The sequence below is a fragment of the Trichocoleus sp. DQ-A1 genome (genome assembly GCF_039961955.1).
In the GTDB taxonomy this organism is placed as follows: domain Bacteria; phylum Cyanobacteriota; class Cyanobacteriia; order Cyanobacteriales; family FACHB-T130; genus FACHB-T130.
This window is the reverse complement of sequence record NZ_JAMPKE010000039.1, coordinates 23,707-48,378: the sequence shown is the minus strand read 5'-3', so window position 1 is coordinate 48,378 and position 24,672 is coordinate 23,707. Positions and strand designations below refer to the sequence as shown.

Below are 24,672 nucleotides of genomic sequence, written 5' to 3'. Positions count from 1 at the left end.
GTGAAATACCAGTGGCTTTCTGATTCCTTGATTGAGGAACTGAAACATCCTTCTATTCCCATGCAACTTGTGTAACTTGTACGCTATATCTAGCGCCTTTGCGTAAGTCCTGAGCTTGTCAATGGTAGGCAGGTGATAAGATGCCATCTTGGACAATCGGTATTGCTATCTTACTCGGCTTGATTTTGCTGCTAGCTATTTTTTTCTGGCAGTTTCGCAACTTACAATCTTCAGCTAAACAATCATCCGTTAAGCAAAGTAAGCATCAGCGTCGCCAACCCACCATTAAGCTACAAAACAAGCTGCTGAGACTGTTGAGCGGGGATAGGGCAGCTGCGGTGCGGCTAGTGGGGCGGTTAAAACAGAGGCATCCAGGTAAATCAGAGGAATGGTATAGGGAAAAAGCGATCGAGGATTTAGAGCGCGATCGCCGTTAATACGGAAAACCGAATATAACGGAAACATTGGGCTGCACTAAAATGATACTCAAAGCAGTAAACTTCTCCTTGGCGGGGAAGCCCATTAACGGGAAAAAGAAAAGGCTATGGGATTTTTTGATTCAGAAATTGTTCAGCAAGAAGCCAAGCAGCTATTTGAAGATTATCAATCCCTGATCCAACTGGGAAGCCACTATGGCAAATTCGATCTCGAAGGAAAAAAGATTTTCATTGAGCAAATGGAAGCCATGATGGATCGCTATCGCGTCTTTATGAAGCGATTCGAGCTATCTGATGACTTCATGGCTCAAATGACAGTACAGCAGCTACATACCCAGCTTGGTCAATTTGGCATCACTCCAGCTCAAATGTTTGACCAAATGAACCTCACCCTAGAGCGGATGAAATCCGAACTGTCCAAGCAACCCTAAAGATTTTGGATTTTGGAGCGAATCCAAAATCCAAAATCTCAAATTATGAGCGGGGTCTCTCAAATTTGGAAGGTGATGGGAAGTATTGCACGGGTTCGCCAGACATAGCCGTTGACATAAAATCGCGCCAAATCGGAGCAGCGTACTGGCCCCCTGTAACACCACCGCCTAAGCTGCGGTTGTTATCCTTGCCAATCCAAACAGCCGTTGACATCTGCGGGACATAGCCCACAAACCAAACATCTTTCTCTAAAGAAGTCGTACCCGTCTTACCAGCCGCCGGACGACCTATCTGTGCAGCTTTCCCCGTACCGCCACTGATCACCCCTTGCAGCACTTGAGTCAGAGATGCAGTCGCCCACGGGTCTAACACCAGACGGGGTTTAGGAGTGTTATCGAGCAACACATTGCCTCGGCTGTCTGTTACCCGGACAATCAGCGTGGTGTCAGAATGCCAGCCATTACTGGCAAACGTGGCATAGCCGCCAGCCATTTCCAACGGCGTCACACCAATCGCTCCCAGAGGCAAGGAAATCACCGGCTCAATCGGACTCTTAAAGCCAATCGTCCGCAAGGTTTCAATTACCTTATCCAGCCCCACAGACCGTCCGATTTTCACCGCAGGCACATTAGCAGAGACGACGAGGGCTTGGCGAATGCTCATCGCACCGGAATAGCCGCCGCCGTAGTTTCTAGGAGAGTAATAGCCCCCTCCATCTCGATAGCTGACTGGCGAATCGTAGACCGTGGAATAGGGCGAATATTTCCCAGTCGCGAACGCCGTATAGTAAACAAATGGTTTAAAGGCAGATCCTGGCTGGCGTAGCGATTGGGTTGCCCGATTAAACTTACTTTTTTTGTAATTAACCCCGCCAACTAAGGCTTTCACAAAATGCGTCCGAGGATCGACTGCCACCAGAGCAATTTGGTTGTTATAAACTCCCCAACCCTGAAGTCTTCTATGCCAACGACTGACCTTTTGTTCCGCCATCCGCTGGAATTTGTAGTCGATGGTAGTTTGGACTCGCATTCCCCCTTTTAGCACTGCATCCGGGCCAAAGCGCTCTTTCAACTCAGCCACGACTGCATCTGTGATGTAAGGTAGTTCGCTGGTTTGCCAAGAAGTCAGCTGACCCTTTTTAATAGTTAGCTTGCGGGCGGCTGCTTCCTCTTGGGCTGTAATCCACCCCAACTCTTTCATCCGACCCAACACCTGCGCTTGTCGCTGTTTGGCGAGCTTGTAGTTGGTGAAAGGGCTGTAGTCTTCTGGAGCCTGAATCATCCCTGCCAACATTGACGCCTCTGCCAAGTTGAGGTCAGCAGCTTTTTTGCCGAAGTAGCTTTCAGATGCGGTTTGGGCACCGTAATTGTTGTGACCCCAATACACCTGATTGAGGTACATTTCTAAAATTTGGTCTTTCTTAAAGATTTGCTCCAAACGAATTGCCAGCACAGCTTCAGCAATTTTGCGGCTAAAGGTACGCTTGCGAGAGAGAAATAGGTTTTTCACCAACTGCATGGTGATCGTCGAGCCGCCCTCAACAACCGAACCCTTCTGCCAGTTTGCTCGGACAGCACGACCAACGCTGTTGGGGTTGATGCCTTGGTGGAAGTAAAAGTGGCTATCTTCAATTGCGAGAACCGCCCGCTTCAGTTCAGGAGAAATTTGGTCAAGGGGGACGATTTCGCGATTGGCTTCGCCGTGGAGACTGGTGAGGTGCTTGCCCTTAACATCGTAGATGTAAGAAGTTTCAGTAGGCGCATAGCTGCGGAGAACGCGCACATCTGGGAGGTTACGGAAGCTAATTGCTAATCCAACCAGTCCACCAGCAGCTACCGAACTGGTAAGCATGGTGATGCCGAGGAGGGTTCCGCCCGTTGCTTTCCCGACTCCCTGCATGAACTTAAAAATCGGTGGGACTGGCTCTCGCGGGTGTTTGTCTTGAATAGTGCTAGACGACACGGGGATTTCACTTCCTCACTAAAAAATGTGGGACTTGGATGTTGTGCGACTGGATAGGGCTTTGCTGATTGAAATTACAAAGACTTTCCAGGGGCAGCCGGAGGGACGATTTTAAAATCTGTCCGGGAATGCGATCGGGAGGTTAGACCGGGGAGAAAACTGATCTGCTATAGCAGCATAAGTGCAGCCTGTTCCTAAAATTTTGAAATCGGGCATGGAGATTTTAACAATTTTTGCAAATTATACTAATCTGATTTGCCTTGAACTTGCATTAAATACAAATATAGTGATTAGTTACCATACCCGATTGAGTTTTGGCAAAGCATGACCGCTAGTGTATCATCGGCAAAAACGCCTCCAGAAGCCCTCAGTTGGCTCTATCGCGGCGTCAGCGAAATTTTTCCCAATCAGCCTGATTCTTCTGACCCGGCGGAGAATTTGGTTCAACGGTTAGCGCAGGCTGACCGACCTTTGCGGGTGAAGTATGGGATCGATCCGACAGGTGCAGAGATTCATCTCGGTCATACTATCCCCATGCGAAAGTTGCGATCGCTTCAGGATGCTGGTCACACGGCTGTTCTAATTCTGGGGGATTTTACGGCTCGGATTGGCGATCCAACGGGGAAGTCTGAGGTACGCCGCCAGCTGACGGCGGAGGAAGTGGCTCAAAATTCCCAGACGTATCTGGATCAGGTGCGTCCAATCCTGGATTTCGATACGCCGGGACGGTTGGAAATTCGTTACAACTCGGAGTGGCTGGGCAAACTGGATTTGGCAAAAATTCAGGAATTACTCGCCACGATGACGGTGGGACAGATGCTGGCGAAGGAGGGGTTTGCTCTCCGTTTTGAACAAGAAAATCCGATTTATCTGCATGAGTTTCTCTACCCATTAATGCAGGGTTATGATTCTGTGGCGGTAGAAGCGGATGTGGAGTTGGGAGGAACCGATCAGAAATTTAATATTGCCGTGGGGCGAGATTTACAGCGGCATTTTGGTCAGAAGCCTCAGTTTGGGGTGTTGATGCCGATTTTGATCGGGACAGATGGCGTCCAGAAAATGTCGAAGTCTCTGGGCAATTATGTGGGGCTATCGGAACGCTCGACTCCAATGTATCAGAAGCTGGAAAAGATTCCAGATGAGCTGTTGGAGCAGTATTTTGAACTCCTGACGGATCTGCCTTTGGATCGGTTGCCAGAAACTCCGCGCGATCGCCAGCAAGAACTTGCGTTCGAGATTGTGAAGCAGTACCACGGTCAGCAAGCCGCGGAGGAAGCGAGGAAGGGAAAAACTGACGATGTACCGGAATTTTCGCTTTCGAGCGTGCAATTTCCGGCTAAGTTTTTCTACATTGTCAGTGCTAGCGGTCTGTGTAAAAGTAGTTCGGAAGCACGACAGCGAATACAAGAGGGTGGCGTACGACTAGATGGCGATCGCGTTGACACCATCGATCTCGTCTTTGACACGCCCGAACAACTAGCCGGACGCATCCTGAGTGTGGGGAAAAAGCGATTTGTCCGCCTTGTAAGCTAAGGTGAGCGAGTGAATTGAAAAATTCACTCTGGTTGCCAAGTCGATTTTTTCAGCCTTACTCCTACCCGTGAACCCAAATCCTACTCGCCTAGAATCCCCTAAGTCAGTCACAGAGCGCATCATCGTGCCGCTGGATGTGCCGACAAAGAAAGCCGCGATCGCTCTCGTCGATCAATTGCCCCAAGTGTCATTCTGGAAGGTGGGGTTAGAGCTATTTGTTAGCAGTGGGCCGGAAATCTTAACGGCGCTCAAAGACCGGCAAAAGCGAATTTTTCTGGATCTGAAGTTTCACGATATCCCCAACACGGTTGTTGGGGCTTGTCGCGCCGCTGCCCGCTACGGGGTGGATTTAGTGACAATTCATGCAACTGCCGGTCGCGGTGCCTTGCAGGGGGCAGTAGCAGCGGCACAGGAGGGCGCAGAGGAGGTAGGGGTGACACCCCCCAATTTAATTGCGATTACGCTGCTGACCAGTCTCACCTCGCGCCAGCTAGCCTTTGAACTAAAAATACCGCTAGAACTGCCAGAGTATGCCTTACAGATGGCGCTGCTAGCCAAAGAAGCAGGGCTGGCTGGGGCAGTTTGTTCCCCCCAAGAGGCAAACCAGCTGCGGCAGACTTGCGGCGATGATTTTCTGCTGGTGTGTCCGGGTGTGCGCCCCTCTTGGGCAGAAGCGGGAGATCAGAAGCGATCGCTCACCCCCACCCAAGCTTTCCAAGCAGGCGCTGATTACTTGGTAATTGGACGTCCGATTACCGCCGCCTCTGACCCTGTTGCGGCTTGGGCAAGAATTTGTGACGAGCTAACAGGGGTTTCATGAACTCAGGTCGAAAGCGTCAGTTGTTAGAAGTTAGGCGGTTACTTCTGATTTCTGGCTGTTCGCTGTTCGCTGCATTCAGCACTCAACCGGGACAAGGAAACTCCGCCCCTGCACTCAACAGGGACAGGGTTTCTCTGTCCCGGCAGCTTTCTGCTTGCCCCAATAATTTAGAAAACCTCACACTTCTACTCCTGCGGGATTTACCCAGTTATGCGAATCGGGTCAATCAACGTGCTCGACGCCGCAGCAGAAAAGTTGATATTTCTTCTAGTTCGGTGATTATCGCTGGACGCCCGGAATTTGAGCCGCTTAGCCTGGGTCCCGGTCAATATACCCCAACGACTCCAGCCGAACTGGCCGCAGCCCCCAAGCAGCTATTCATTACCACCTTGGAGCGACAATATACGGCTGGCAAGGCAATTGAATTACAGCAGTATCACTGGCTATTTCTGGCTCAAACTGACAGTGGTTGGAGCCTAGCACTCATGTTTTCCCGTACTGGCCCTTCTCCGGGAGGACGACCCCCTACACCGCCGCGCGATAGCAGTAATGGCATCATTGGTCAGGCAGTTCGGAATTGGTTGCAAGATTGCCGGGTGGGAAAAGTGCGATCGCTCTAAATCTCCGAACTCTCACGCATAAGAAGCGAGCATTTTTTTGACACTTCCGTAACTTCAACGGGAATTCATCCATCTTTTACTTAAATGATGGTTAATTTCTAATGCGTCTCAGTAATTTTTTCTCAGTAATTTCATCATTATCTACAAGTTTTTACTTGAGTGCGTAATTGTAGCTTTTGAAAGTGCGATCGCTATCTATCTAAAGTCCTACTTTTATACGTAATTCCTTTTAATAAAACTTCTGTATCTCTAACAACATTTTCAAGGTATCCGAAATTTTACGCACAGCAAGAAGCATTCTAATTTTAATTTCCGTAGCTTCAAGGATGACTTAATTAATCTTTACTCTTAGGATGAAATAGTGCCGATTTCTGAAGGATTTAGCTAAAAGAACTAAATTATTTGAGAAAGTTGGCAGTTTAATTTAGATGAAATGGCGGAAAAGCAAAACTTCAGCTAAATGACTAAAGTTTTAGCTTAGACCTACATCGCTAAAGTTTGGGCTTAACGAGTTGCTGTGGATTGGGAGAATCTGTCACTGAAAACCTTCAACTAATACCTTTCAACAACGTTTCTACATGAGCACCTACCAGAGGATTAAAAGAATGAATTTTCAGCGTACATCAACTTTTCTATGCTTAGCCGTTGGAACAGCCTTCACGATTTCTAGTTCAGCGCAAGCTGCAAGCTTCCAAACCAACGTTAGCCAAAAAAGTAACCCTGAGGCAGATATTTGGCTTCAGTCGATTACTCAGAATAAAGTCACAATTGATAGTTTTAATCTGGTTAAAGAGGCTAAAATAATCTCCAATACTGCTATTACTCTCACTAGCAAGAAGGGAGAAACTGCCAATCCAGAAGCCGGTGGCTACAACAATAATACGGGGGCTGCTAGCACAGATAAAGGCGATAAAGCTAGTAAGCCAAACGGTGTTGAAGTATCTGGAATTAAGAACCCAACCAATACTGATATTGCTACTTATCTAGGTAACCAAAACCTCAACAACATTATTGATACTGAGGATAAAGGTTCCTTTAGTATCAACCTTTTCTTCAATAACCTAGTTCGTGCAGATAAGACAGGATTAGACAACCTCTTTTTCTGGGAACGAGGCAAGAACAGCGATCTAGGTATTCAAGCAATTGACAAAGCTGGCAACCTCATTGGTAATTTTCTAAAACTCAAGCGAACCGATCAGTTTGCCGCAGGTTATAGCATTGACACAATGGAAATTAGTGGAAGTCAAGAGGTTGGTTCTTGGGGAGTTAGCCTAGCGCAATTGGGAATTACTTCTCTAGCAGGTATCCGAGTGACAGCAGACGCGAGTTACAATGGCCCAGACTTTAAAGTAATGGCTAGAGAACAAAAAGTTCCTGAACCAGCCACGCTTGCTGGCTTGGGATTGGTAGCTGGATCGTTAATGACAATTCGTCGGCGTCGAAGCCGCAAAGCTAGCTAGGTTTTAGAGAAGATTTACGTTCATAAAGACTGAGTGAAAGTGAACATGAAAATGAGGGCTAGAAAGTGGATAACGCTTCTAGTCCTCGTTGTTTAGTTGCTGATACTAGAATTCGTCTGGAGCTACACCTACTATTATTGCTCCTGAAGGCAAAATACCCGACTTCGAGGGAGAAGCCGGGTATCCAAACCGCTAGCATCTGACAACTCTAATCGGATTACTATAGAGGCGCAAAAACTTAAAGCGGATTTGCCAGAAAGTAAGAGAGCAAAGAGAAGCAAATTGCGCCTCATCTACTCCCCAAAAAAACGCGATCGTTCTATTTCCTCACTTCACGCTAATTTCTATCTGAAGCAGAATCCCGCTTCAGCTTAGGAAAGCGGTAAAAGGTATCTCCATCAGCATCTACTTCTGGCAGCACCCCAAACATCTGCACCTGACGATCCAGGTATTCCTTCGCTAATGGGACATCTACTCTTGCTGCTGCTGTCAATTGAATGAGCGAAATACAACTATTTTGAGCTTCCAGCAATTGATAAAAAGCATTTTCTAGTTGCATCTGCTGCTGTCGTTGCTGGGAGGTACTGTAAACCAAAAAACCCGCCATCACACTGACAGTGATGACAAAAATTACCTCAATAATTGCCATAAATTTCCTAATTTTATAGCAGAGAGGGTGGGCGATCGCGCAATGCTGGCATTGCCGTCCCACCCACCCTATTAATAGCTCTTTATCGCCCTGTGATGTTTATGCGGCTTGTGGCTGGACTAAATTCTCCACGCCCTGGATTACTTTAGCCGAGACAATCTTGTCGCCTGCATCGAGTTTTTCCAGAACTTCTTTGCCTTTCGTTAAATAGCCAAAAACTGAATATCTCCCATCCAACAGGTTACGACCGGCTGGGGTTAGTTCTGGCTCAAACAGGAAGAAAAAGAACTGAGAAGAACCGCCGTTGGGTTCTGTTTCCGGACGAGCCATTGCTAAGGCACCGTAAGCTGAGAAAGGAAGCACGGGTAGGTCGAGGTAACGCCCCGCGTCTTCTAAGGTGATGCCATAGGTAGGTTCTTTGTCCCCTCTCGCCAGCACTTCTAACGGAACCGCCCGGTATTTGCCGGTTTCTGGGTCAATAAACCCCTGATCTGGGCCGGGAGGATCTCCCACTTGCAGCACGTAGGAGTCTTCGGCGCGGACGAATTCTAGCCCGTCATAGAAACCACGCTGGACTAAATCTACAAAGTTACCCGCAGTTACGGGCGCACTGTAACCGTCTACTACTAGGGTCAGGGGGCCTTTCTCAGTTGTCATTTCTATAGTGGCGCGTCCCTTGAGTTGAGGCAGATTACTGTACTCTGAAGGCACCTCGAAGGGGAATCCCGGCACCATTAGCTCTTCTAGCTGACCCACGAGATCGAGAACGTTGCCCCGTTCCGCCTGAGTTTGGTCTTTATCTTTGGCTTCCACGGTTTCTCGAAGCTTCCCGAATTGATCTTCCATCTTCGCAATTAGGGCTTCTGCTTGAGATTTCTGCGACGGGGGGACGCCTGCGAGCAAGTCGGAGGAGCGATCGCTTAAAATTCGAGATGCTTTGCTAACATCGCTGGCGATCGCACTCCAACGCTTACTTCGCAGTTGTATGGAAATATCTTCTAAATCGGCTTGCATTTCCCGCACTGCTTGATTGTCAATGGGTAGGGCATACCGTAACAAAGCTTTACCATCTGTGATGGCATTTCCCGATGGCAATCCACTATCACGGGCAGTTTTGCCAGAATCCCACCAAGCAGCGCTGAGTCCTGCTGAGAGTGTCATCATCAGCACGACTAAGACGCCTGTTAAAGCCAAGCGTTTGAACCAATCGAGCGTGGAACGGTTTGAATCAAGCATAAATTAATTCCTGCATGCTGCTTTCCCGACTGCGGTTGAAGCTTTCACGCTTACCAAAAACTCCATTTTTAATCTTGCCACACGGGTGTCCCGACCCAGCGACATTAGACGCAGCCGATCGATCTACGAGTAATAGGAAGAACCTCCGCTCGCGGTAAAATGAGGTGCCGATTGTTCTCCCCTAGATAAAGATTCATGATTTCGAGTAACGACTTTAGAACTGGCGTCACCATTGAATTAGATGGAGCTGTGTGGCGGGTAGTGGAATTTCTCCACGTTAAGCCAGGGAAAGGAGCTGCGTTTGTCCGCACTAAGCTAAAAAATGTGCAGTCAGGCTCCGTTGTGGAACGAACCTTCCGGGCCGCAGAAACGGTGCCCCAGGCAAATCTGGAAAAGCGCACGATGCAGCATACCTACAAAGAAGGCGACCAGTTCGTGTTTATGGACATGGAAACCTATGAAGAAGCAAGCCTGAATGCGGTTCAGATTGGCGATCGCGTAAAGTACCTTAAGGAAGGCATGGAAGTGAACGTCATCAGCTGGGGCGAGCAGATCATGGAAGTGGAACTGCCCAACTCCGTAGTGCTGGAAGTGACGCAAACCGATCCCGGTCTCAAAGGCGATACCGCCACTGGCGGCTCGAAACCCGCGATTGTGGAAACAGGTGCCCAGGTGATGGTTCCCCTGTTTATCACGGTCGGAGAGCGGATCAAGATTGATACCCGTAGCGATACCTATCTGGGTCGAGAATAATGCAAAAGTTTTTAGTCAGTGGTCAGGGGTCAGCGGTACAGAAGAAACAACCAACAACCAACAACTGACACTGACCTTGAGACGAGATTTACCCTTGTCTCTACCAAGCAACAATTAATCCCTGACTACTGACATCCTTTTTCTCATGTCCATAGACTTCAACGATCTCCGTGAACTGCTGGCAGCGATCGCGCAAACCGATATTACAGAGTTGACACTCAAAAGCGCTGATTTTGAACTCACCGTGCGGAAAGATCCGCGCGGAGGTTTGCCGGTCTTGCCACCCGCCCTGGCAGGGAGTGGGAGTCCCGAAGTCTCGGCTCCCCCCTCCCAGGCATCTCCGTCCATGCCGTCCAGCCCGAACTTAGAGGCGGTGCCACGAACTGCCCCGCCGACCACTGCTGGTTCTCCCATTGATAGAAGACTCGAAGATGTCAAATCACCGATGGTGGGGACGTTTTATCGCGCTCCCTCACCGGATGATTCTCCATTTGTGGAAGTGGGCGATCGCATCCGTACCGGACAAACCGTCTGCATCATTGAGGCAATGAAGCTGATGAATGAAATTGAAGCCGAGGTGTCCGGTACGGTGATAGAAGTTTTGGTTCAAAACGGCGAACCTGTTGAGTATGGTCAACCGCTGATGCGGATTAACCCCGAATAACTTTAGCGTTTGTAAACGTTGCGCGGAGGCATCTGCCATGAATCGCCCAAAAAGTTTATTTCCAAAATTTTTCTATTTTTGGAGTAAACTTTTTTGTATAATTTAATTGTCTAAAAAATTCCTTCTAAATAATGGAAATATCGATTAATTTTGCTAAATACGCATATTTCCATTATTTAATTCTACGAGGTTTCCTTTAAGAAATCGTATCTAAAGTTACCCGGTTCACAATATTAATCAACAAAAGAAATTTAACAATTACTAAATAGTTATTAACCAAAAAACATCATATATAATCAGGATGAACTATCATTTCTGGTTAGTCTCATGCGACAAGCTTTGTCTGTACCACCAGAAGTTGTACAACAACTTGCAGAGTATTTCAGCATCTTGAGCGAACCAATGCGGTTGCGGATTTTGAACTTCCTGCGCGACGACGAGAAATGCGTACAAGAATTGGTTGATGCAACACAAACCAGTCAGGCTAACGTTTCTAAGCATCTAAAAGTGATGCTGCAAGCCGGTATCCTGAGTCGCCGCAGCGAAGGGACATCGGCTTATTACAAAGTGGAAGATGAGTTGATTTTTGAATTATGTAACTTAGTTTGCGATCGCCTTGCCGCTCGGATTGAACAGCAAGCCCGTCACTTCCGTGACTTTAGCTTAAGCGCGAGAAAGTAAACAAAGCCCTATAAATCAAAATTTTTCTCAAAGTTTTGGCGAGTCAGAGGCTGATTGAGTTCCAACCCTTCACCGCCCAAAACTTCCAACCTTTTTCCCTCTACATCAATCCAAACATTGGTATTGGGATTGATACTGGTGGCTGTATAGAGGATTTGCGCCACGCGACCTGTCATCGAGGCACTACCGCCACCAGCAGTAAATTCTTGGGACAAATCTACGTGAACACCATCCTCCCGAACATCCAGATTTCGTAGCTGCGTTCCCTTGGGAATCGTGCTGCTGTAAGCCGGATCGTTCGGGCCTGCCAACAAGCGATTAAACGCACCTTCTAGAATGTTCTCAGACTTAACGCCTGCCTGTATTTTGACCGGAGCGGGCACCACCTCAATCTTGCTACCACTACTCTTGAGCCAGTAGACCTGAACCGTCTTCTGACTGGGTAGTTGCTGAGCGGACGGCTGCACAGACGGCTGTACAGACGCCTGAGGCGAAGTAGTCGGTTGGATAGCCGTAGCTGATGGTGTTGGTGAAGAGTCTGTATTTGCTGCCTGTTGCTCCCCTGGGCGACAAGCCGCCAAAGCCATCGCCAAAACACTAACGGCGATGCCAATCCCGATTCGACGGCCTGGTTGTTGAATTTTCATATCAATTTCCCTCCTTAAAATTTATTTGGATGCTGGTGAGGAGGTTTTGTTGAGGAATACAGTGAAGACGAGCGCTGCTCCGGATAATTCTAACGCGGCCTAGATGCGGAAGCTGTGTCTGGCTTTTCTACCCTCACAAATGCAGCTAACTCTAGTTGTTCTTGATTTAAATCTAATTTTATGAGTCGGGCAGCAATCCCTCTATCTTCCAAGGTGCGTAGATCCAAGCGGCTATTGAGACCGGACACGAAGGAGGCAACCAGGAGGGGTGGCACTGGCATCCCATTGACCAAGACATTTGGCTCGATCAATTGCAACTGATGCTCAGACACGATACCTAGCCCTGATTCCACCGAGACAACCAGTTTATCTGCATTTTCCGGCTCCTGCAATTCCAACTGGAAACGCAGCCGGTTATCTCCCAGAAATTCCACTTGAGGATTGACAAACTCATAGCGCTGAACCAGCATATCAGCGTTGCTGCCAAGAATGCGGCTTCCCAGTTTACGCAATTGAGCGCTAACGGCGGGTGACTGTAAAGCTTGATTAATATCTTGCTGGGTAATCACCAAACGCACCCCAGCTTGTAAAGGTTCCTTCAACAATTCGGTCGGTCGCACTCGCTTCTGCTGGAGACGCGCCACATCCAGGTTAATGGGGTCGGTTTCTATTTCCAGCTCTGCAATCCGGAATTCTGGCGTTACCCACAACCCTCGCCCACCAATCCGCACTCGCTCAACTTTTCCTCGCACGATTTGGAAATTTGGAGCATTGTCAACGCGGACTTGCAACTGCTCCACTTTATCAAACCGTGAACGAATGGCATTCGCAGCGATGCGGTCAATGGCAAAATTAACAGGGGAAACGAGAGCAAGCAAACCAGATAAAAAAATTGCTATAAATTCCATAGTTCTCGCTTAAATTTTCTGGCGCACAATGACGCGATTTTCTGAAATTTCGCGCACAGACGCAAAGTTTTTAGGAGTGATAAAAGCGCATTGGCATCAAATATCATCCAAGGGTTTTTTGAAGCGTAAAGGCACAAAGACACAGAATGAGAACTTTGTGTCTTTGTGCCTTTGGGGTGAATTGTTATTGATTTAAAGCAGCATCAATCCGCTGCTTTAAAGTGGTCGCGACTTCCTCCACAGGAATTTCCTGAGATTTGCGAGTCGCCCGTTCGACAACTTCCACTTTACCGCTATTGAGCGATCGCCCGGTTACGATGCGATAGGGTATCCCGATTAAATCGGCATCTTTGAACTTTACTCCCGCTCGTTCATCGCGGTCATCTAAAAGGGTTTCGATTCCCGCTTGATTCAGCTGGGTGTATAGTTTTTCGGCAACTTCCACTTGTTGGGCGTCGCTGGTGTTGGGAACTGAGATGATGACGTGATAGGGCGCGATCGCAACAGGCCAGATAATTCCATCTTTGTCATAAGATTGTTCTACGGCTGCCTGCGCTAACCGCGAAACACCCAGACCATAACAACCCATTATTAGGGGAATTTCCTCACCTTGTTCGCTGGTGTAAGTGGCTCCCATTGCTTGAGAATACTTGTTACCTAGCTGGAAAATGTGCCCCACTTCAATGCCACGGGCAGTACGGAGTGTTTGAGCGGGATCGTGAGTTGCGCGATCGCCCGGTCGTGCCTTGCGGATATCTACGACCCCTTCTGGTAACTTAAACTGCTCGCCCCAATTAGCACCGACAACATGGTATTCCAAGTCGTTAGAACCTGTGACGAAGTTTTTTAGCTCGACCGCAGTTTTATCGACAAACCGCAAAAACCGGGGAGCTAAATTTTTAGCCGTACAGATATAATCATCTGCAATGTCGGGAGCGATATAGCCCAAAGGTAGGGGTCTCGTCGCCCACAGTTGCTGAAGCGCTGCCGCTGGAACCTCTACAGATAGCACCGTTTTGGCTTGGTATTCCGGTGCCAATTTTGTCAGAGCGTTGTGCAACTTTACCTCATTAACTTCTTGGTCGCCCCGGATACTAATCAGTACCAGCACCGTCAAGCCGTTGTCATAAACTGCCTGGTAGAGGACGTTTTTCACCACTTGAGTCGGCGAACACTTGAGGAATCGACAGAGTTTATCAATGGTATCGGCGTCCGGCGTCTTCCGCTTCTCATAAGTGTTAAACGGAGATGGTTCGATGTCAGCAGGTAAAGAAACCGCTTTTTCCACATTGGCGGCGTACTTGCCATCTTCGGTGTAGAGAACTTCATCTTCCCCGGCTTCAGCCAACACCATAAATTCTTGAGAACCAGACCCTCCAATCGCACCGGAATCAGCTTCTACAGCACGGAAAGCTAAACCCGTCCGGCTTAACATCTTGCTGTAAGCATGGTGCATATCCTGATAAGTTTTTTTCAAGCTTTCTTCATCGACGTGGAACGAATAGCCATCCTTCATGATGAATTCCCGTCCTCGCATCAAACCAAATCTGGGGCGAATTTCATCCCGAAACTTAGTTTGAATTTGGTAGAGGTGCAGAGGCAACTGGCGGTAGGAGCGAATCATATCACGAGCGATCGCTGTAATCACTTCCTCATGCGTTGGCCCCAGCCCCAGTTCCTGCTCTCGGCGGTCTGTCAGGGCGAACATGATCCCTTCAGCTTTGGTATAAGTATCCCAGCGCCCCGACTGCTGCCACAATTCAGCGGGTTGTAGTTGCGGGAGTAGACACTCTTGTGCGCCGGTTGCATTCATCTCTTCCCGTACAATCTGAGAGATTTTTTGCAACACCCGCCACATGAAGGGTAAATAGGCGTAGATACCGCTCCCGATGCGACGAATGTAGCCTGCACGGAGCAGTAATTTATGGCTGGGGATTTCCGCTTCCGCCGGTTCTTCCCGCAGAGTGACAAAAAACATTTGTGACAGTCGCATCGCTGGTTCCCTCTACAGATTGGATAATCGATATCTCAGTTAAGTCTAGAATGTCCACAAGTTCACAAGAAAACCACTTTGCCCGATTTAATGAGTGCGGCTCAGCCTCCTCTAGAATTTATTCCACCGGCGCTCAACCCCCTGGTTTTACGAGCCGCCCAACAAGTGCTACCTGGCTGCATACGTTCCCAAACAGCGATTACCCAAATTCAAGCAGAAAACGTTGAGATTTTAGTCGATTTATATCGCCAATTTCAGGATGGGAAGATCCGCTTTATGATGGCATTTCGCCATCCCAGAGTTGAAGATCCGCTGTGCATGAGCTATCTGCTTTGGAAATTAGTACCGCGGCTGGCACGAGAAAAGGGTATCTCACTACAGCACCCGATTCATGCCCACTTTCTTTATGACCGAGGGATTCCTTTATGGGCGGGAGCGCACATGGGCTGGCTCTATTCTCGCTTAGGTGGTACCCCTATCCATCGCGGTAAGGCAGACTGGACGGGATTGCGTTCGGCTCGTGACCTGTTTGCCAATGCTCGGTTTCCGATAACCGCTTCCCCAGAAGGAGCCACCAATGGTCACAATGAGATTATCAGCCCTCTAGAACCCGGAATCGCACAATTAGGCTTTTGGTGTGCTGAAGATTTGCAGAAGGCTGGACGAGGGGAGCAAGTTTTAATTGTGCCAGTCGGAATTAAATACCGTTACGTCGAAGCTCCCTGGAAAGGGATAGAAAAGCTTTTAGGCGAATTGGAAGTAGCGAGCGGTTTGCCAGAAGGAAAGTTGAAGGGTGAATTGAAAGGCGAATTACAGGGTGAAAGTTTAAATCCATCTGCTAACCTGCAACCTTTTCAAGCTTCTCTCTACCAGCGGCTGTGTCGTCTAGGCGAACATTTACTGTCTGTAATGGAGGAGTTTTACACCCGGTTTTATCATCAAACTTTGCCGACTGTGGAAGCGTCACAGAACAATGCGAATGAAGCTTTGGCGATTCGACTTCAAGCACTACTGAATGTGGCCCTAACAGTGGCAGAAGAGTATTTTAACCTGCCATCCAAGGGAAGCGTAATTGACCGTTGTCGTCGTCTAGAGGCGGCTGGCTGGAATTATATCTATCGGGAAGACCTGAAGAATATTAAAGCGCTGTCTCCCCTAGAACGCGGATTGGCGAATCGAATTGCTGAGGAAGCCAGCCTTCGGATATGGCATATGCGGTTGGTAGAAACTTTTGTAGCCGTAACTGGACAATATGTTCTAGAAAAACCAACCGTAGAGCGTTTTGCCGAGACTACCTTACTTTTATGGGATATGGTAACTCGAATCAAAGGCAGCAATCCCTTCCAGCGTCCTCGATTAGGTAAGCAACGGGTAGAGATGAGTGTAGGGCAACCCATCTCGGTTTCAGAACGCTACCCAGTCTATCAGGCAAATCGCCACGGTGCGAGACTTGCAGTAACTGATTTGACTAAAGATTTGCAACACGCGATGGAAGGTTTGATTGCTTCGGCTGGATGAAATCCCCAGTTCTTAAATAAGTTGGCTCGTAAAAATCCGCAGGATGGCATTTATAAAATCTTGCGGATCGCGAGTAATAATTTCATCCAAATTATTCATAACGGCTGTACTCAGGACAAACCCAATTACTTTTTGCAATAAATGCTGAAAAAGAATTTCAGCGTTGAGTTTCCTGGTGTTTTCCCAACCTGCGAAAATCTCCAAGTTTATTCCATCCGGCTACTGAATAGCGAATGACGACTTCTCTGCTTACGTCTTCCTTTAGTTAGAAATCTTGTGATATCTTTGCCATCTTATTGATGGATTTCTAATGGGGATCATATCTGTCTCTAGCGGGGTTAAACTTCCATGATTTATTCGTTAATTTTCTTTAAGTAAGTGAAAACCTGTTTCTTGAACAAAAGAGACAAAGCAATTATTAATTTTCCGGAGGGTTAAGTATGACATCAGGCACTTTACACGCATACGATCAAGGTAAACAAGCTTTTCAAGGCATGGATGTAGACCAGCAGCTTGCCGTACTGTGGTTTGTGTACACCAAGATGGGTAAATCTGTTACACCAGCCGCTCCAGGTGCTTCTGGTTCTGAGATTGCTCAGGGATTGTTCAATCAAGTTAAGGAACTATCCCATGAAGAACAGCTGCAAGTTCAGCGTGACATTGCTTCTAAAGCGAATACACAAATTAGCCGCGAATATGGTTCTCTGAGTCCAGAAACCAAACTAGCGTTTTGGTACTTTTTAGCGCAAGGAATGGATAGTGGTACCATCATTCCGATGCCTCCTAACTATGAACTTTCCCAAGCTGGAAAAGACTTGCTAGCAAAAATTGAAGGAATGGACTTCCAGCACCAAATCGATTTTCTACGCGGTGCGGTGCTACCGATGGGTGCTGAGGCTGCTGGGGGTTCTGACATCTAGAAAGAATATTTAATTTCCTGTTGAATTCCTCCTTTATACCCCCGCTATGTTGTTAAGCAATTAGCGGGTTTTTTTACTGATATTTTGCACAAATCCGGTAGCCTACTCGAAATTCAAATTCCGGGGTAACAGCTCAAGTCCATCAAAATGGACTTGAAGCTTTGAGACTTTGGAATTTTAGCCCAGATGAATTCCGAGAGGTCGATTCGTTTGTGTAGCTCCAAGTTGTAATGTGTGAGCTACAGCAAGTTTCGCAAGAAGTTTAGTTTTTAAGGGTAGCTAAATTCAACTTCCCTGGCTGTTACTGTTGTGCCTACTGCTTCTGGCGCACCGACTACTAAATTCATCTCGTCGCAGTAAACAGTTAGTAAAGGCTGACCTAAGTTCAACTGGGAAAAAGGGCTTTCTGCTGGGATTTCTAGCTTGCCACTCATTGCCTTTAGTTGAGATTCAAGCTGACTTTTGAAGAAAAGCAAATCGTAATTTTGGCTACTAAACGCAGTTCCGATTAATGGCTGCCGCCACCATGTAGAGATGGGCAATAAGGCGTCTGTGTAGCTGAGACTGCATAGTAACCGATCGCCTTGACGGACAGTGACACCAGCGCGATCGCCTTTTTCCCAGGTAAACTCAGCAAGTTCCTTCGGTAAACCCCAGATTCTTCTCCCACCAGCAACAGAATCGGCATTATCTACATAGATGTGGGACACCCAACCGCCGAACTTGTCTTCATATTTGACCATCGCTGGGATAACAATTAACTCGCTATACTCCAACACGGAACCCGATCCGTAGTAGGAAAGATAAACCCCGCCTAGGGTTTTTCCAGGAAAAACTGAGACGATTTCTAACTCTGGAGGGATGAAGGGACGCGATCGCTCAACATCTATCAAGTGCAGGGTTTGTAGCGCGTAACCCTGGAGTGTCCAAGGTGCTTGTGGATATGACATTTTCAACTCCTACAATCATATTCATTTTTATTAAGACTTTTTCCTAAACAAATAAACATCATCACGTTGATAGGTTAATTGAAATCCTGGGGTATTTTTTAGTTGATTTGCCAGCTTGGCAGCGAACTCTTGGCTACCAGTCCCGCCAGCACCGCCTGGATAACGCACATTGAGCAATATATACTCAAAGGGAGATAGATCGGCAGGGAGCGGACTCAGATCGTCCACTAATTTGATCGTCTGGCGGTGAGTTAAATGAGGTGCAATCCGATTGGTGGTTAACACACCGCCTTTCGTTTGAACTTGAGCGATCGCTTCTCGCGCTGCTTGCCAAGTATCAACAGAATTTTGATATTTCGACCAAAAATAGCCATACTTTCCTAATGCTAAGAAAGCCACTATCGACCATACGATTATTGCCCGTTTGTCTCGCAACCAACTTCGATTTGCGGCAAGGCTGGAAATGACAGCCAGCATCAAAAAAGGCAGAATTGGCAAAGAATATTGGTGGAGTAAATCCCGTTGGTGTGGTTTGTCGGAAAGAATGTTTAACGCCAACGCGGGAATCGCACTTACTAGAGGAGTCATGTGTCGGGGAGAAAGTCCCCAAATTACTGGAAAAACCAACAGTGCCAGATATTCGAGTGTCTTAAATGAGAAAATTCTTCCCAATATCAACTCAGGCTTAAACAGGAGATTTCTAGCAATATCTAGAACTGAGTTACCGAGATAGCTGTAACGTGAAACGGCAGCTACTTCGCTACCGCTGAAAGATGGAATAATTAGCTGAGTTGCAATTAGGAACCAAGCGATACCAGCAGAAAGAGCAAATGCACCACATAAACGCCGCTTCTCAAACATCAGCAGCCAAATCCCCATTGCTGTGACAGTAAGGGATAAAACAGCTTTACACCCCAAAATAAAAATAATACTGACACAAAACCAGCCAATTCGATTTTGTCTAGCACACCATACCCCTGCTAAAAAAGCGGGAACTGCCATCACTTCCGGGTGGAATTCAAATAAATTTGCATTAAAAATTAGCGGGTAAAGCAAGTAGACTGCTGATATTGTGATTGCTTGCGATTCTTTCAACCCCGCTTGACGTGCTAGGTGCCACATTTGTAAAGCACCTAAAGACAAAGCGATGGCTTGTACTCCTAACAACCAATGAACATTAGGATAAATTTTGTACAGGAAAGACAGCAGATAAACCGCCCAAGCAGCATGGTTTCCCATGTGATGAAAGCCTAGAATCGAAGAAATTGGCGGCTGTCCTTGACTCATTAAATAAACCACTTGGTCATAAATTCCCAAGTCATAAGCCCCCGATTGAAACATGGAGTGTCGTAGGCTACTGCACGCGAATAATATTACGGCACTTGTGCCAATCATCAATGACAGGGCACTCGGCTTGATTCGTGTTTCTTTCATAAGATATTTTTCCCGCAGAGAACGCAGAGAATTAGCGATTGCTGGTTACTTTACGTCCTAATCCCAACTCAACCTAAAAGTGAAAAGCTGAATTTTTTGACATTTTAAATAAAAATAATATCCTTAGTTAGACGCTAAATCTTTTGACACTTTAAATAAAAAGAATATCCTTCATCAGGAGATTCACTCAGTCCAACTGCATCAATCAGTTCTAGGCGGCTAAATCTTCCCGTTCTTAAACTAAAAGGCATCGGGGAGACAGCCTTTTTATCTACGACTTTAAATCCAAATTTTTCTATGTCGTTAATTAAATCTTCTGGGCAGTATTCTATTTTATGTTCCGGATGAACAAAGCCCATTCTAACTTGTAAACGAGTAAGTTTTCGATTGGGAGTATCTAAACAAAAATAGCCTCCGGGTTTCAGGACACGATGAACCTCCATAAATACTTTTTCCGCTTCGTTTTCTGTAATGTGTTCAATACTCTGTCCTGACCAAACTAGATCAATTATTTCATTCTCAAATTTAGATAAATCCGTCATGGATTGATAATAATAGGTTACTTTAGTGCCTTGAGGCGTTGTTACTTCATTTGTAGGTAGGATAGCGGAACCGAACATTCTTTGTTCAGGAGGCAAATCAATAATGTGGACTCGATCGGGAATAGAAGGATACCCCATCGCTAGTAAGCTTCCTTCTATGAGATGACCAGCAGCACCCCCAAGATCCAAGATTACTTTAGCAGGAGGAAGATGTTCTCGGACAAGGGTTAAACGCGCTAAATGGTGGGAAAGAATTCCATTCGTTTTGAATAACTTTCTTTCAGTTTCAGCAGGAATCATCAAAAATGAAAAGACTAATGATGTCCGTGTTATTTCACCGGAATCTAGCTTTTTTAAATAAAATTGAACTTCTTCATCTAAAGGAGGTGAATTAATCAAATATTTATAAAGGTTAATTATATAGTTTTCATTATTTACTTTGATTTTGGTTAGCTGATAGAAGGAATTAACCGTTAAAAAAATTGAAATTAAAAGTAAGTCGAAGGGATAAAATATTACATACCTAAAAACTTTAAACGCTAGAAGCTTTTTGTTTCGTAATGAGTTTTCCATATTTTGAATCAAATATTAATCAAAAATAATTTAAAATGAAAATTAGAGATATATAGCAACTTTATTTGAGTTGTACGCCAATATTCGCCTTAATAGAGACGCGATTAATCGCATCTCTACAGAAGATCGCAAATTCTCAGGATTGCTATATAAAGCCATCGGATTAGTTTATTGTGAATTTAGCATACTGGTCGCGGTTCTTGTAAAACTTGGTTTAGTGAAAGTTGATTTGATTTTGATAGTGCAAAAATCACAGCATTTTAGGGAAATTTAATAGCTGGACGATCGCATTTGTAAGGGCGAAGATTTCCCCCCTCCTTTTGCCTTTTGGTTTTTTCTTATCCTGCCCAAAGGTGTTGGGCAAATCGAATCGATAGCGGAATAAGTAAGACGGTAAAGAAGCCGATCGTGGCATATCCCCAACGCGGGTGACGGGAAAGTAATAAGCCAAGCGCGATCGCAAGTGACACAATGCCGTAAGCAATCCGCCCAATCGACCAAGTTCCTCCGGAGGACAAAATTAACCCCAAGCCGCAAAAGCCATAAATTACGGTCACTAAACTGAGTTGATTCCGGAAGTGCCATAACAAGTAGCCACCCCCTACTAACGAAACCGTATTAATCAACGGATCGCCTGCTTGTAACCACAAAATTAACCATAAAACACAAAAGCCGTATCCGACTTTAACCGAACCTAATTTTTGACGGAATCGCCACAGCAAATAGGCACAGCCGACAAGGATTAAAAACAGTAGCGGATGCCAAGGATCTTTAATCCCGCCATACTTCCAATTTGCTGTACCAATCGAAATTTGCATCAGCATTTTCCACCAACCCTGCCAATCGAAACCAACTGAAGGTCGCCATCCTCGCTGTGCTTGAATAAACGCGAAAGGGTCTGCAAATCGAATCCAGCAATACAAACTAAATAGAAGCAACCCTCCCGCAGTCGCTAGACTGGCAACGTAGGCGATAAGAGGTCTGCGTTCTTTCCACGCTGCAATCAGAAAGGCGGGGATGAGGGCAATTCCGGTGGGACGGGTGGCAGTTGCTAATGCACCGCACAGGGATAACCAGGCATATTGGCGTTTATCAAAGGCTCGTAAAGCCGCAGTGCTGAAGAATAAAAATAGCCCTTCTGTGTAAATTACGGTTCCAAAGAGGGAAAAGGGACACCAAGCTAATACGGCACTTGCCCACCGTGCAGCACTTCTACCATGACGTTCTTCGACCCAAAAGTATACAAGAGCGATCGCTCCTAATAATGCCAAATTATTTACGAGCGTGCCTGCGACTTCAAACGGCAAGCCGAGGGTCATCACTCCCCGGATGAGTAAAGGGAAAACGGGGAAAAAAGCAACATTATGTCCTTGTCCGTCATTTGCGTATTCGTAACCAGAGACAGCGATCGCTCGATAATGAATGCTATCCCAGCCCTCAAAAACTCCCCAGCCAGATGTAGGCATTATGTTTGAGGGACTTGGAAGTGCAGGCGCGATCGCCATCATTGCGATCGCAATGATGAGTCGGCTGCTTAGCCACATTGCCGTTGCGAAGACGAACCCATTCGCCCATATCTCCTTTTTTTCAACAGCAGTGGTTTCCACAGTTGCAGCGTATTTTTGCATAGATGCCCCACTCAGTTGATCTTCCCAATCTTATTGATTGACACTCATCCAGCCCACGATTGAGGGCTTATGGTCAGTAATAATACCCCGATCTTTATCAATCCGCTCAGATGAGATGTTAAGGATGAACCCCAAGCAATTTATAGTGGAATTGCCCCTGAATCCTTAAATGATTGTGAAAGCGATTACTCTCCTTGGCTCCACTGGCTCTATCGGGACTCAGACGCTAGATATTGTGGCTCAAAACCCGGAAAAGTTCAAAATCGTGGGGTTGGCAGCAGGGCGCAACGTGCCAATGCTTGCCGCACAGATTCGGCAGTTCCAACCGGAAATAGCCGCTATCTGTCAAGAAGACAAATTGTCTGAACTGAAAGAAGCGATCGCAGACCTCGACCCCCAACCAATCCTGTTAGGTGGGGAAACTGGGGTCGTTGAAGTCGCCCGCTACGGCAATGCGGAAACTGTCGTCACCGGAATTGTCGGCTGTGCAGGGTTATTACCGACCATTGCCGCGATTGAAGCCGGGAAAGATATTGCTTTAGCGAATAAGGAAACTCTGATTGCTGGTGGCCCTGTGGTGCTGCCGCTGGTAGAGAAACACGGCGTGAAGCTGTTGCCAGCGGACTCGGAGCATTCTGCAATTTTTCAGTGTCTTCAAGGCGTCCCCAAAGGCGGCTTGCGACGGATTCTGCTCACGGCTTCTGGCGGTTCCTTCCGCGATTTGCCTGTCGAGAAATTAGGCTCGGTGACAGTTGCAGACGCCCTGAAGCATCCCAATTGGTCGATGGGTCGCAAAATAACCATCGACTCCGCCACGTTGATGAATAAGGGGCTGGAAGTGATTGAGGCGCACTTCCTCTTTGGCATGGATTACGATGGCATCGATATTGTCATCCATCCCCAAAGCATTATTCACTCGCTGATTGAATTGCAAGATACGTCAGTCTTAGCTCAGTTGGGTTGGCCTGATATGCGTTTGCCGCTACTTTATGCCCTATCCTGGCCTGAGCGAATTTATACCGACTGGGAACAGCTAGATTTAGTGAAAGCTGGAAATCTCACTTTCAAGGAACCCGACCACGACAAGTATCCCTGTATGCAATTGGCTTATGCGGCGGGTCGTGCCGGTGGTTCGATGCCTGCTGTCTTGAATGCGGCGAACGAACAGGCAGTAGCGCTATTTTTAGAAGAAAAAATTCAATTTTTGGATATTCCCCGTTGCATTGAATCAGTTTGCGATCGCTTTACTTCCCAAAACCGCTCAACGCCTACTCTCGATGACATCATTGCCGCCGACAAATGGGCAAGGCAGGAAGCGCTTGAGGTGAGTCAGCAGTTGCACAAAGGTAGTAGCGCCGCAGTCATGCGTTAGGGTATTTCCTGGTCTTCCTTCAATCACTCAGCAACTCATTTTCTACCTCGAACAAAAAATTTTGTGGTGTCTTCCCAGACACCTTTCTCGGTTGCTAGTTTATCAATTTCTGCTCTGTACTCAACTTGAAACCGCTCTAATTGTTCCGGTGATAGTTCGGTCAACAACGGATTGCCTTTAAAACTTAAATTAATTCTCTTCGAGGATAATTCGTCATTTCTTATATTGCGATACCGTCCAGACGGCTCAATTTTGATTTCGATATCTCTAAAACCTGCCTGTTGTAGCAAATTCCGACACTTTTCTGGAGTACCGAGTGTTTCGAGGATGTGTGGCAGCGATATGCCCAATACTCTAGCGCAGATAGTCCTGTAAACATCTCCCAGATAAGCCGTTTCAGGAGGACACGTAAATGCTACAAATCCTCCTGTTTTCAGGAAGCGATACCACTTTTTCAAACTAGCAGGAATATCAGTAAAAAGTACAATTGCCTCGCAGCAAAAGATAGCATCAAAACTACCATCATTAAAGTTGATTGATTCTGCATCTGCCTCAATCAACTCGATGTTTTGTAAGCAAGCTGCTTCAACTTTAACTCTAGCTTGATGGAGCATTCCTGGAGACATATCTATGCCAATGATATTGCCTTCGGAACCCACTTTTTGAGCTGCGGGAATCGCCACTAAACCCGTTCCAGTAGCAACATCAAGAATTTTATCTCCCTTCTGAATCGGGACAGATTCAAGTAGGAGCTTAGCTTCAAGTGGATGGCGTGTCCCTTCCTCGAAATCGTAGGCAGTTCTACTATTGTAAAATTCAATTACCTGTTGCTTGTAACTATTCATAATTCGATGAAGTTATCAACGTATGCAAGTACAGCAGTCCTATTTGAGTTGTAAAAAAGTAAACCGCTTTAGGACGCAGATAAAGAGAAGCCAGG

24 protein-coding genes are annotated in these 24,672 nt (G+C 46.7%); 12 read left to right on the top strand and 12 right to left on the bottom strand.

Annotation, left to right across the window (positions count from 1 at the left end):
• Positions 1–140: 140 nt before the first annotated feature.
• The gene (locus NDI33_RS24140) at positions 141–437 is read left to right on the top strand and encodes a hypothetical protein (RefSeq protein WP_190673511.1); all 297 of its coding nucleotides are present in this window, start codon (positions 141–143) and stop codon (positions 435–437) included.
• Between the two features lie 107 nt (positions 438–544).
• Positions 545–868, top strand: coding sequence for a DUF1825 family protein (locus NDI33_RS24135; protein WP_190410546.1), 324 nt, complete (start codon positions 545–547; stop codon positions 866–868).
• A gap of 43 nt (positions 869–911) precedes the next feature.
• Here the strand turns inward: NDI33_RS24135 and NDI33_RS24130 are convergent, their stop codons facing one another.
• On the bottom strand, positions 912–2,831 hold the full coding sequence (locus NDI33_RS24130) for a PBP1A family penicillin-binding protein (protein ID WP_190436664.1): 1,920 nt from the start codon (positions 2,829–2,831) through the stop codon (positions 912–914).
• A gap of 324 nt (positions 2,832–3,155) precedes the next feature.
• Here NDI33_RS24130 and tyrS point away from each other — a divergent pair, with 324 nt between their 5' ends.
• The 4 genes from tyrS (at position 3,156) to NDI33_RS24110 (ending at position 7,264) form a co-directional block, all read left to right on the top strand.
• The gene (gene tyrS / locus NDI33_RS24125; RefSeq protein ID WP_190673508.1) at positions 3,156–4,364 is read left to right on the top strand and encodes a tyrosine--tRNA ligase; all 1,209 of its coding nucleotides are present in this window, start codon (positions 3,156–3,158) and stop codon (positions 4,362–4,364) included.
• A 67-nt stretch (positions 4,365–4,431) separates the two neighbouring features.
• Complete coding sequence (gene pyrF / locus NDI33_RS24120; RefSeq protein WP_190673505.1) at positions 4,432–5,184, top strand: orotidine-5'-phosphate decarboxylase; 753 nt, start codon at positions 4,432–4,434, stop codon at positions 5,182–5,184.
• A complete protein-coding gene (locus tag NDI33_RS24115; RefSeq protein WP_199302321.1) occupies positions 5,181–5,804 on the top strand; it encodes a hypothetical protein in 624 nt (207 codons plus the stop codon). The genes pyrF and NDI33_RS24115 overlap by 4 nt, the downstream gene beginning before the upstream one ends.
• 605 nt (positions 5,805–6,409) lie before the next feature.
• Entirely contained in the window at positions 6,410–7,264 is an 855-nt protein-coding gene (locus NDI33_RS24110) for an exosortase-dependent surface protein XDP2 (protein ID WP_190673503.1), read from the top strand.
• Between the two features lie 337 nt (positions 7,265–7,601).
• Here the strand turns inward: NDI33_RS24110 and NDI33_RS24105 are convergent, their stop codons facing one another.
• Together NDI33_RS24105 and NDI33_RS24100 are read right to left on the bottom strand one after the other, a co-directional pair.
• Positions 7,602–7,913 (bottom strand): hypothetical protein, encoded by a 312-nt coding sequence (locus NDI33_RS24105; RefSeq protein WP_190530198.1) that lies wholly within the window; start codon positions 7,911–7,913, stop codon positions 7,602–7,604.
• Positions 7,914–8,012: 99 nt separating this feature from the next.
• A complete protein-coding gene (locus NDI33_RS24100) occupies positions 8,013–9,149 on the bottom strand; it encodes a peptidylprolyl isomerase (protein ID WP_190673500.1) in 1,137 nt (378 codons plus the stop codon).
• A 195-nt stretch (positions 9,150–9,344) separates the two neighbouring features.
• Here NDI33_RS24100 and efp point away from each other — a divergent pair, with 195 nt between their 5' ends.
• The 3 genes from efp to NDI33_RS24085 all read left to right on the top strand — a co-directional run bounded on the left by efp (position 9,345) and on the right by NDI33_RS24085 (position 11,247).
• The gene (gene efp, locus NDI33_RS24095) at positions 9,345–9,902 is read left to right on the top strand and encodes an elongation factor P (RefSeq protein WP_190440430.1); all 558 of its coding nucleotides are present in this window, start codon (positions 9,345–9,347) and stop codon (positions 9,900–9,902) included.
• Positions 9,903–10,047: 145 nt separating this feature from the next.
• Complete coding sequence (gene accB, locus NDI33_RS24090; RefSeq protein ID WP_190410538.1) at positions 10,048–10,566, top strand: acetyl-CoA carboxylase biotin carboxyl carrier protein; 519 nt, start codon at positions 10,048–10,050, stop codon at positions 10,564–10,566.
• A gap of 327 nt (positions 10,567–10,893) precedes the next feature.
• Positions 10,894–11,247, top strand: a complete 354-nt coding sequence (locus NDI33_RS24085) for a metalloregulator ArsR/SmtB family transcription factor (protein ID WP_190673497.1) — start codon at positions 10,894–10,896, stop codon at positions 11,245–11,247.
• 8 nt (positions 11,248–11,255) lie between these two features.
• On the opposite strand, the gene NDI33_RS24080 is transcribed toward NDI33_RS24085, so the two are convergent.
• The 3 genes from NDI33_RS24080 to NDI33_RS24070 form a co-directional block, all read right to left on the bottom strand.
• Positions 11,256–11,894: a GerMN domain-containing protein gene (locus tag NDI33_RS24080; protein WP_190673494.1), complete on the bottom strand. Its 639-nt coding sequence runs from the start codon at positions 11,892–11,894 to the stop codon at positions 11,256–11,258.
• 89 nt (positions 11,895–11,983) lie between these two features.
• The gene (locus NDI33_RS24075; protein ID WP_190673491.1) at positions 11,984–12,802 is read right to left on the bottom strand and encodes a DUF2993 domain-containing protein; all 819 of its coding nucleotides are present in this window, start codon (positions 12,800–12,802) and stop codon (positions 11,984–11,986) included.
• A 184-nt stretch (positions 12,803–12,986) separates the two neighbouring features.
• Entirely contained in the window at positions 12,987–14,795 is a 1,809-nt protein-coding gene (locus NDI33_RS24070) for a proline--tRNA ligase (protein ID WP_190673488.1), read from the bottom strand.
• Between the two features lie 78 nt (positions 14,796–14,873).
• On the opposite strand from NDI33_RS24070, the gene NDI33_RS24065 reads away from it, so the two are divergent.
• Positions 14,874–16,313 carry a 1-acyl-sn-glycerol-3-phosphate acyltransferase gene (locus NDI33_RS24065; RefSeq protein ID WP_190673485.1) on the top strand — a complete coding sequence of 480 codons (1,440 nt, stop codon included), beginning with the start codon at positions 14,874–14,876 and terminating at the stop codon, positions 16,311–16,313.
• Between the two features lie 12 nt (positions 16,314–16,325).
• Here the strand turns inward: NDI33_RS24065 and NDI33_RS24060 are convergent, their stop codons facing one another.
• Positions 16,326–16,517 carry a hypothetical protein gene (locus NDI33_RS24060; RefSeq protein ID WP_190673482.1) on the bottom strand — a complete coding sequence of 64 codons (192 nt, stop codon included), beginning with the start codon at positions 16,515–16,517 and terminating at the stop codon, positions 16,326–16,328.
• A 236-nt stretch (positions 16,518–16,753) separates the two neighbouring features.
• Here NDI33_RS24060 and NDI33_RS24055 point away from each other — a divergent pair, with 236 nt between their 5' ends.
• Positions 16,754–17,233: an orange carotenoid protein N-terminal domain-containing protein gene (locus tag NDI33_RS24055; protein WP_190410531.1), complete on the top strand. Its 480-nt coding sequence runs from the start codon at positions 16,754–16,756 to the stop codon at positions 17,231–17,233.
• 269 nt (positions 17,234–17,502) lie between these two features.
• Here the strand turns inward: NDI33_RS24055 and NDI33_RS24050 are convergent, their stop codons facing one another.
• The 4 genes from NDI33_RS24050 to NDI33_RS24035 form a co-directional block, all read right to left on the bottom strand.
• Entirely contained in the window at positions 17,503–18,183 is a 681-nt protein-coding gene (locus NDI33_RS24050) for an acetoacetate decarboxylase family protein (RefSeq protein ID WP_190440412.1), read from the bottom strand.
• Positions 18,184–18,213: 30 nt separating this feature from the next.
• Positions 18,214–19,617, bottom strand: coding sequence for a DUF2079 domain-containing protein (locus NDI33_RS24045; protein ID WP_199302320.1), 1,404 nt, complete (start codon positions 19,615–19,617; stop codon positions 18,214–18,216).
• 134 nt (positions 19,618–19,751) lie between these two features.
• A complete protein-coding gene (locus tag NDI33_RS24040) occupies positions 19,752–20,732 on the bottom strand; it encodes a methyltransferase domain-containing protein (protein WP_190673479.1) in 981 nt (326 codons plus the stop codon).
• A gap of 338 nt (positions 20,733–21,070) precedes the next feature.
• Positions 21,071–22,360: a mannosyltransferase family protein gene (locus NDI33_RS24035; protein WP_199302319.1), complete on the bottom strand. Its 1,290-nt coding sequence runs from the start codon at positions 22,358–22,360 to the stop codon at positions 21,071–21,073.
• 175 nt (positions 22,361–22,535) lie between these two features.
• On the opposite strand from NDI33_RS24035, the gene dxr reads away from it, so the two are divergent.
• Positions 22,536–23,732, top strand: coding sequence for a 1-deoxy-D-xylulose-5-phosphate reductoisomerase (dxr, locus tag NDI33_RS24030; RefSeq protein WP_190673514.1), 1,197 nt, complete (start codon positions 22,536–22,538; stop codon positions 23,730–23,732).
• A 35-nt stretch (positions 23,733–23,767) separates the two neighbouring features.
• Here the strand turns inward: dxr and NDI33_RS24025 are convergent, their stop codons facing one another.
• Positions 23,768–24,577 carry a methyltransferase domain-containing protein gene (locus NDI33_RS24025; protein WP_190673476.1) on the bottom strand — a complete coding sequence of 270 codons (810 nt, stop codon included), beginning with the start codon at positions 24,575–24,577 and terminating at the stop codon, positions 23,768–23,770.
• Between the last annotated feature and the right edge of the window lie 95 nt (positions 24,578–24,672).

Bases quoted from the DNA above. Each gene is read 5' to 3' on its own strand.
- NDI33_RS24040 (WP_190673479.1), bottom strand. From the start codon at position 20,732: ATGGAAAACTCATTACGAAACAAAAAGCTTCTAGCGTTTAAAGTTTTT.
- NDI33_RS24035 (WP_199302319.1), bottom strand. From the start codon at position 22,360: ATGCAAAAATACGCTGCAACTGTGGAAACCACTGCTGTTGAAAAAAAG.
- NDI33_RS24075 (WP_190673491.1), bottom strand. From the start codon at position 12,802: ATGGAATTTATAGCAATTTTTTTATCTGGTTTGCTTGCTCTCGTTTCC.
- NDI33_RS24045 (WP_199302320.1), bottom strand. From the start codon at position 19,617: ATGAAAGAAACACGAATCAAGCCGAGTGCCCTGTCATTGATGATTGGC.
- NDI33_RS24115 (WP_199302321.1), top strand. From the start codon at position 5,181: ATGAACTCAGGTCGAAAGCGTCAGTTGTTAGAAGTTAGGCGGTTACTT.
- accB (WP_190410538.1), top strand. From the start codon at position 10,048: ATGTCCATAGACTTCAACGATCTCCGTGAACTGCTGGCAGCGATCGCG.
- NDI33_RS24140 (WP_190673511.1), top strand. From the start codon at position 141: ATGCCATCTTGGACAATCGGTATTGCTATCTTACTCGGCTTGATTTTG.
- NDI33_RS24080 (WP_190673494.1), bottom strand. From the start codon at position 11,894: ATGAAAATTCAACAACCAGGCCGTCGAATCGGGATTGGCATCGCCGTT.
- NDI33_RS24110 (WP_190673503.1), top strand. From the start codon at position 6,410: ATGAATTTTCAGCGTACATCAACTTTTCTATGCTTAGCCGTTGGAACA.
- NDI33_RS24055 (WP_190410531.1), top strand. From the start codon at position 16,754: ATGACATCAGGCACTTTACACGCATACGATCAAGGTAAACAAGCTTTT.
- NDI33_RS24135 (WP_190410546.1), top strand. From the start codon at position 545: ATGGGATTTTTTGATTCAGAAATTGTTCAGCAAGAAGCCAAGCAGCTA.
- NDI33_RS24070 (WP_190673488.1), bottom strand. From the start codon at position 14,795: ATGCGACTGTCACAAATGTTTTTTGTCACTCTGCGGGAAGAACCGGCG.
- tyrS (WP_190673508.1), top strand. From the start codon at position 3,156: ATGACCGCTAGTGTATCATCGGCAAAAACGCCTCCAGAAGCCCTCAGT.
- NDI33_RS24100 (WP_190673500.1), bottom strand. From the start codon at position 9,149: ATGCTTGATTCAAACCGTTCCACGCTCGATTGGTTCAAACGCTTGGCT.
- NDI33_RS24050 (WP_190440412.1), bottom strand. From the start codon at position 18,183: ATGTCATATCCACAAGCACCTTGGACACTCCAGGGTTACGCGCTACAA.
- NDI33_RS24025 (WP_190673476.1), bottom strand. From the start codon at position 24,577: ATGAATAGTTACAAGCAACAGGTAATTGAATTTTACAATAGTAGAACT.
- NDI33_RS24085 (WP_190673497.1), top strand. From the start codon at position 10,894: ATGCGACAAGCTTTGTCTGTACCACCAGAAGTTGTACAACAACTTGCA.
- efp (WP_190440430.1), top strand. From the start codon at position 9,345: ATGATTTCGAGTAACGACTTTAGAACTGGCGTCACCATTGAATTAGAT.
- NDI33_RS24105 (WP_190530198.1), bottom strand. From the start codon at position 7,913: ATGGCAATTATTGAGGTAATTTTTGTCATCACTGTCAGTGTGATGGCG.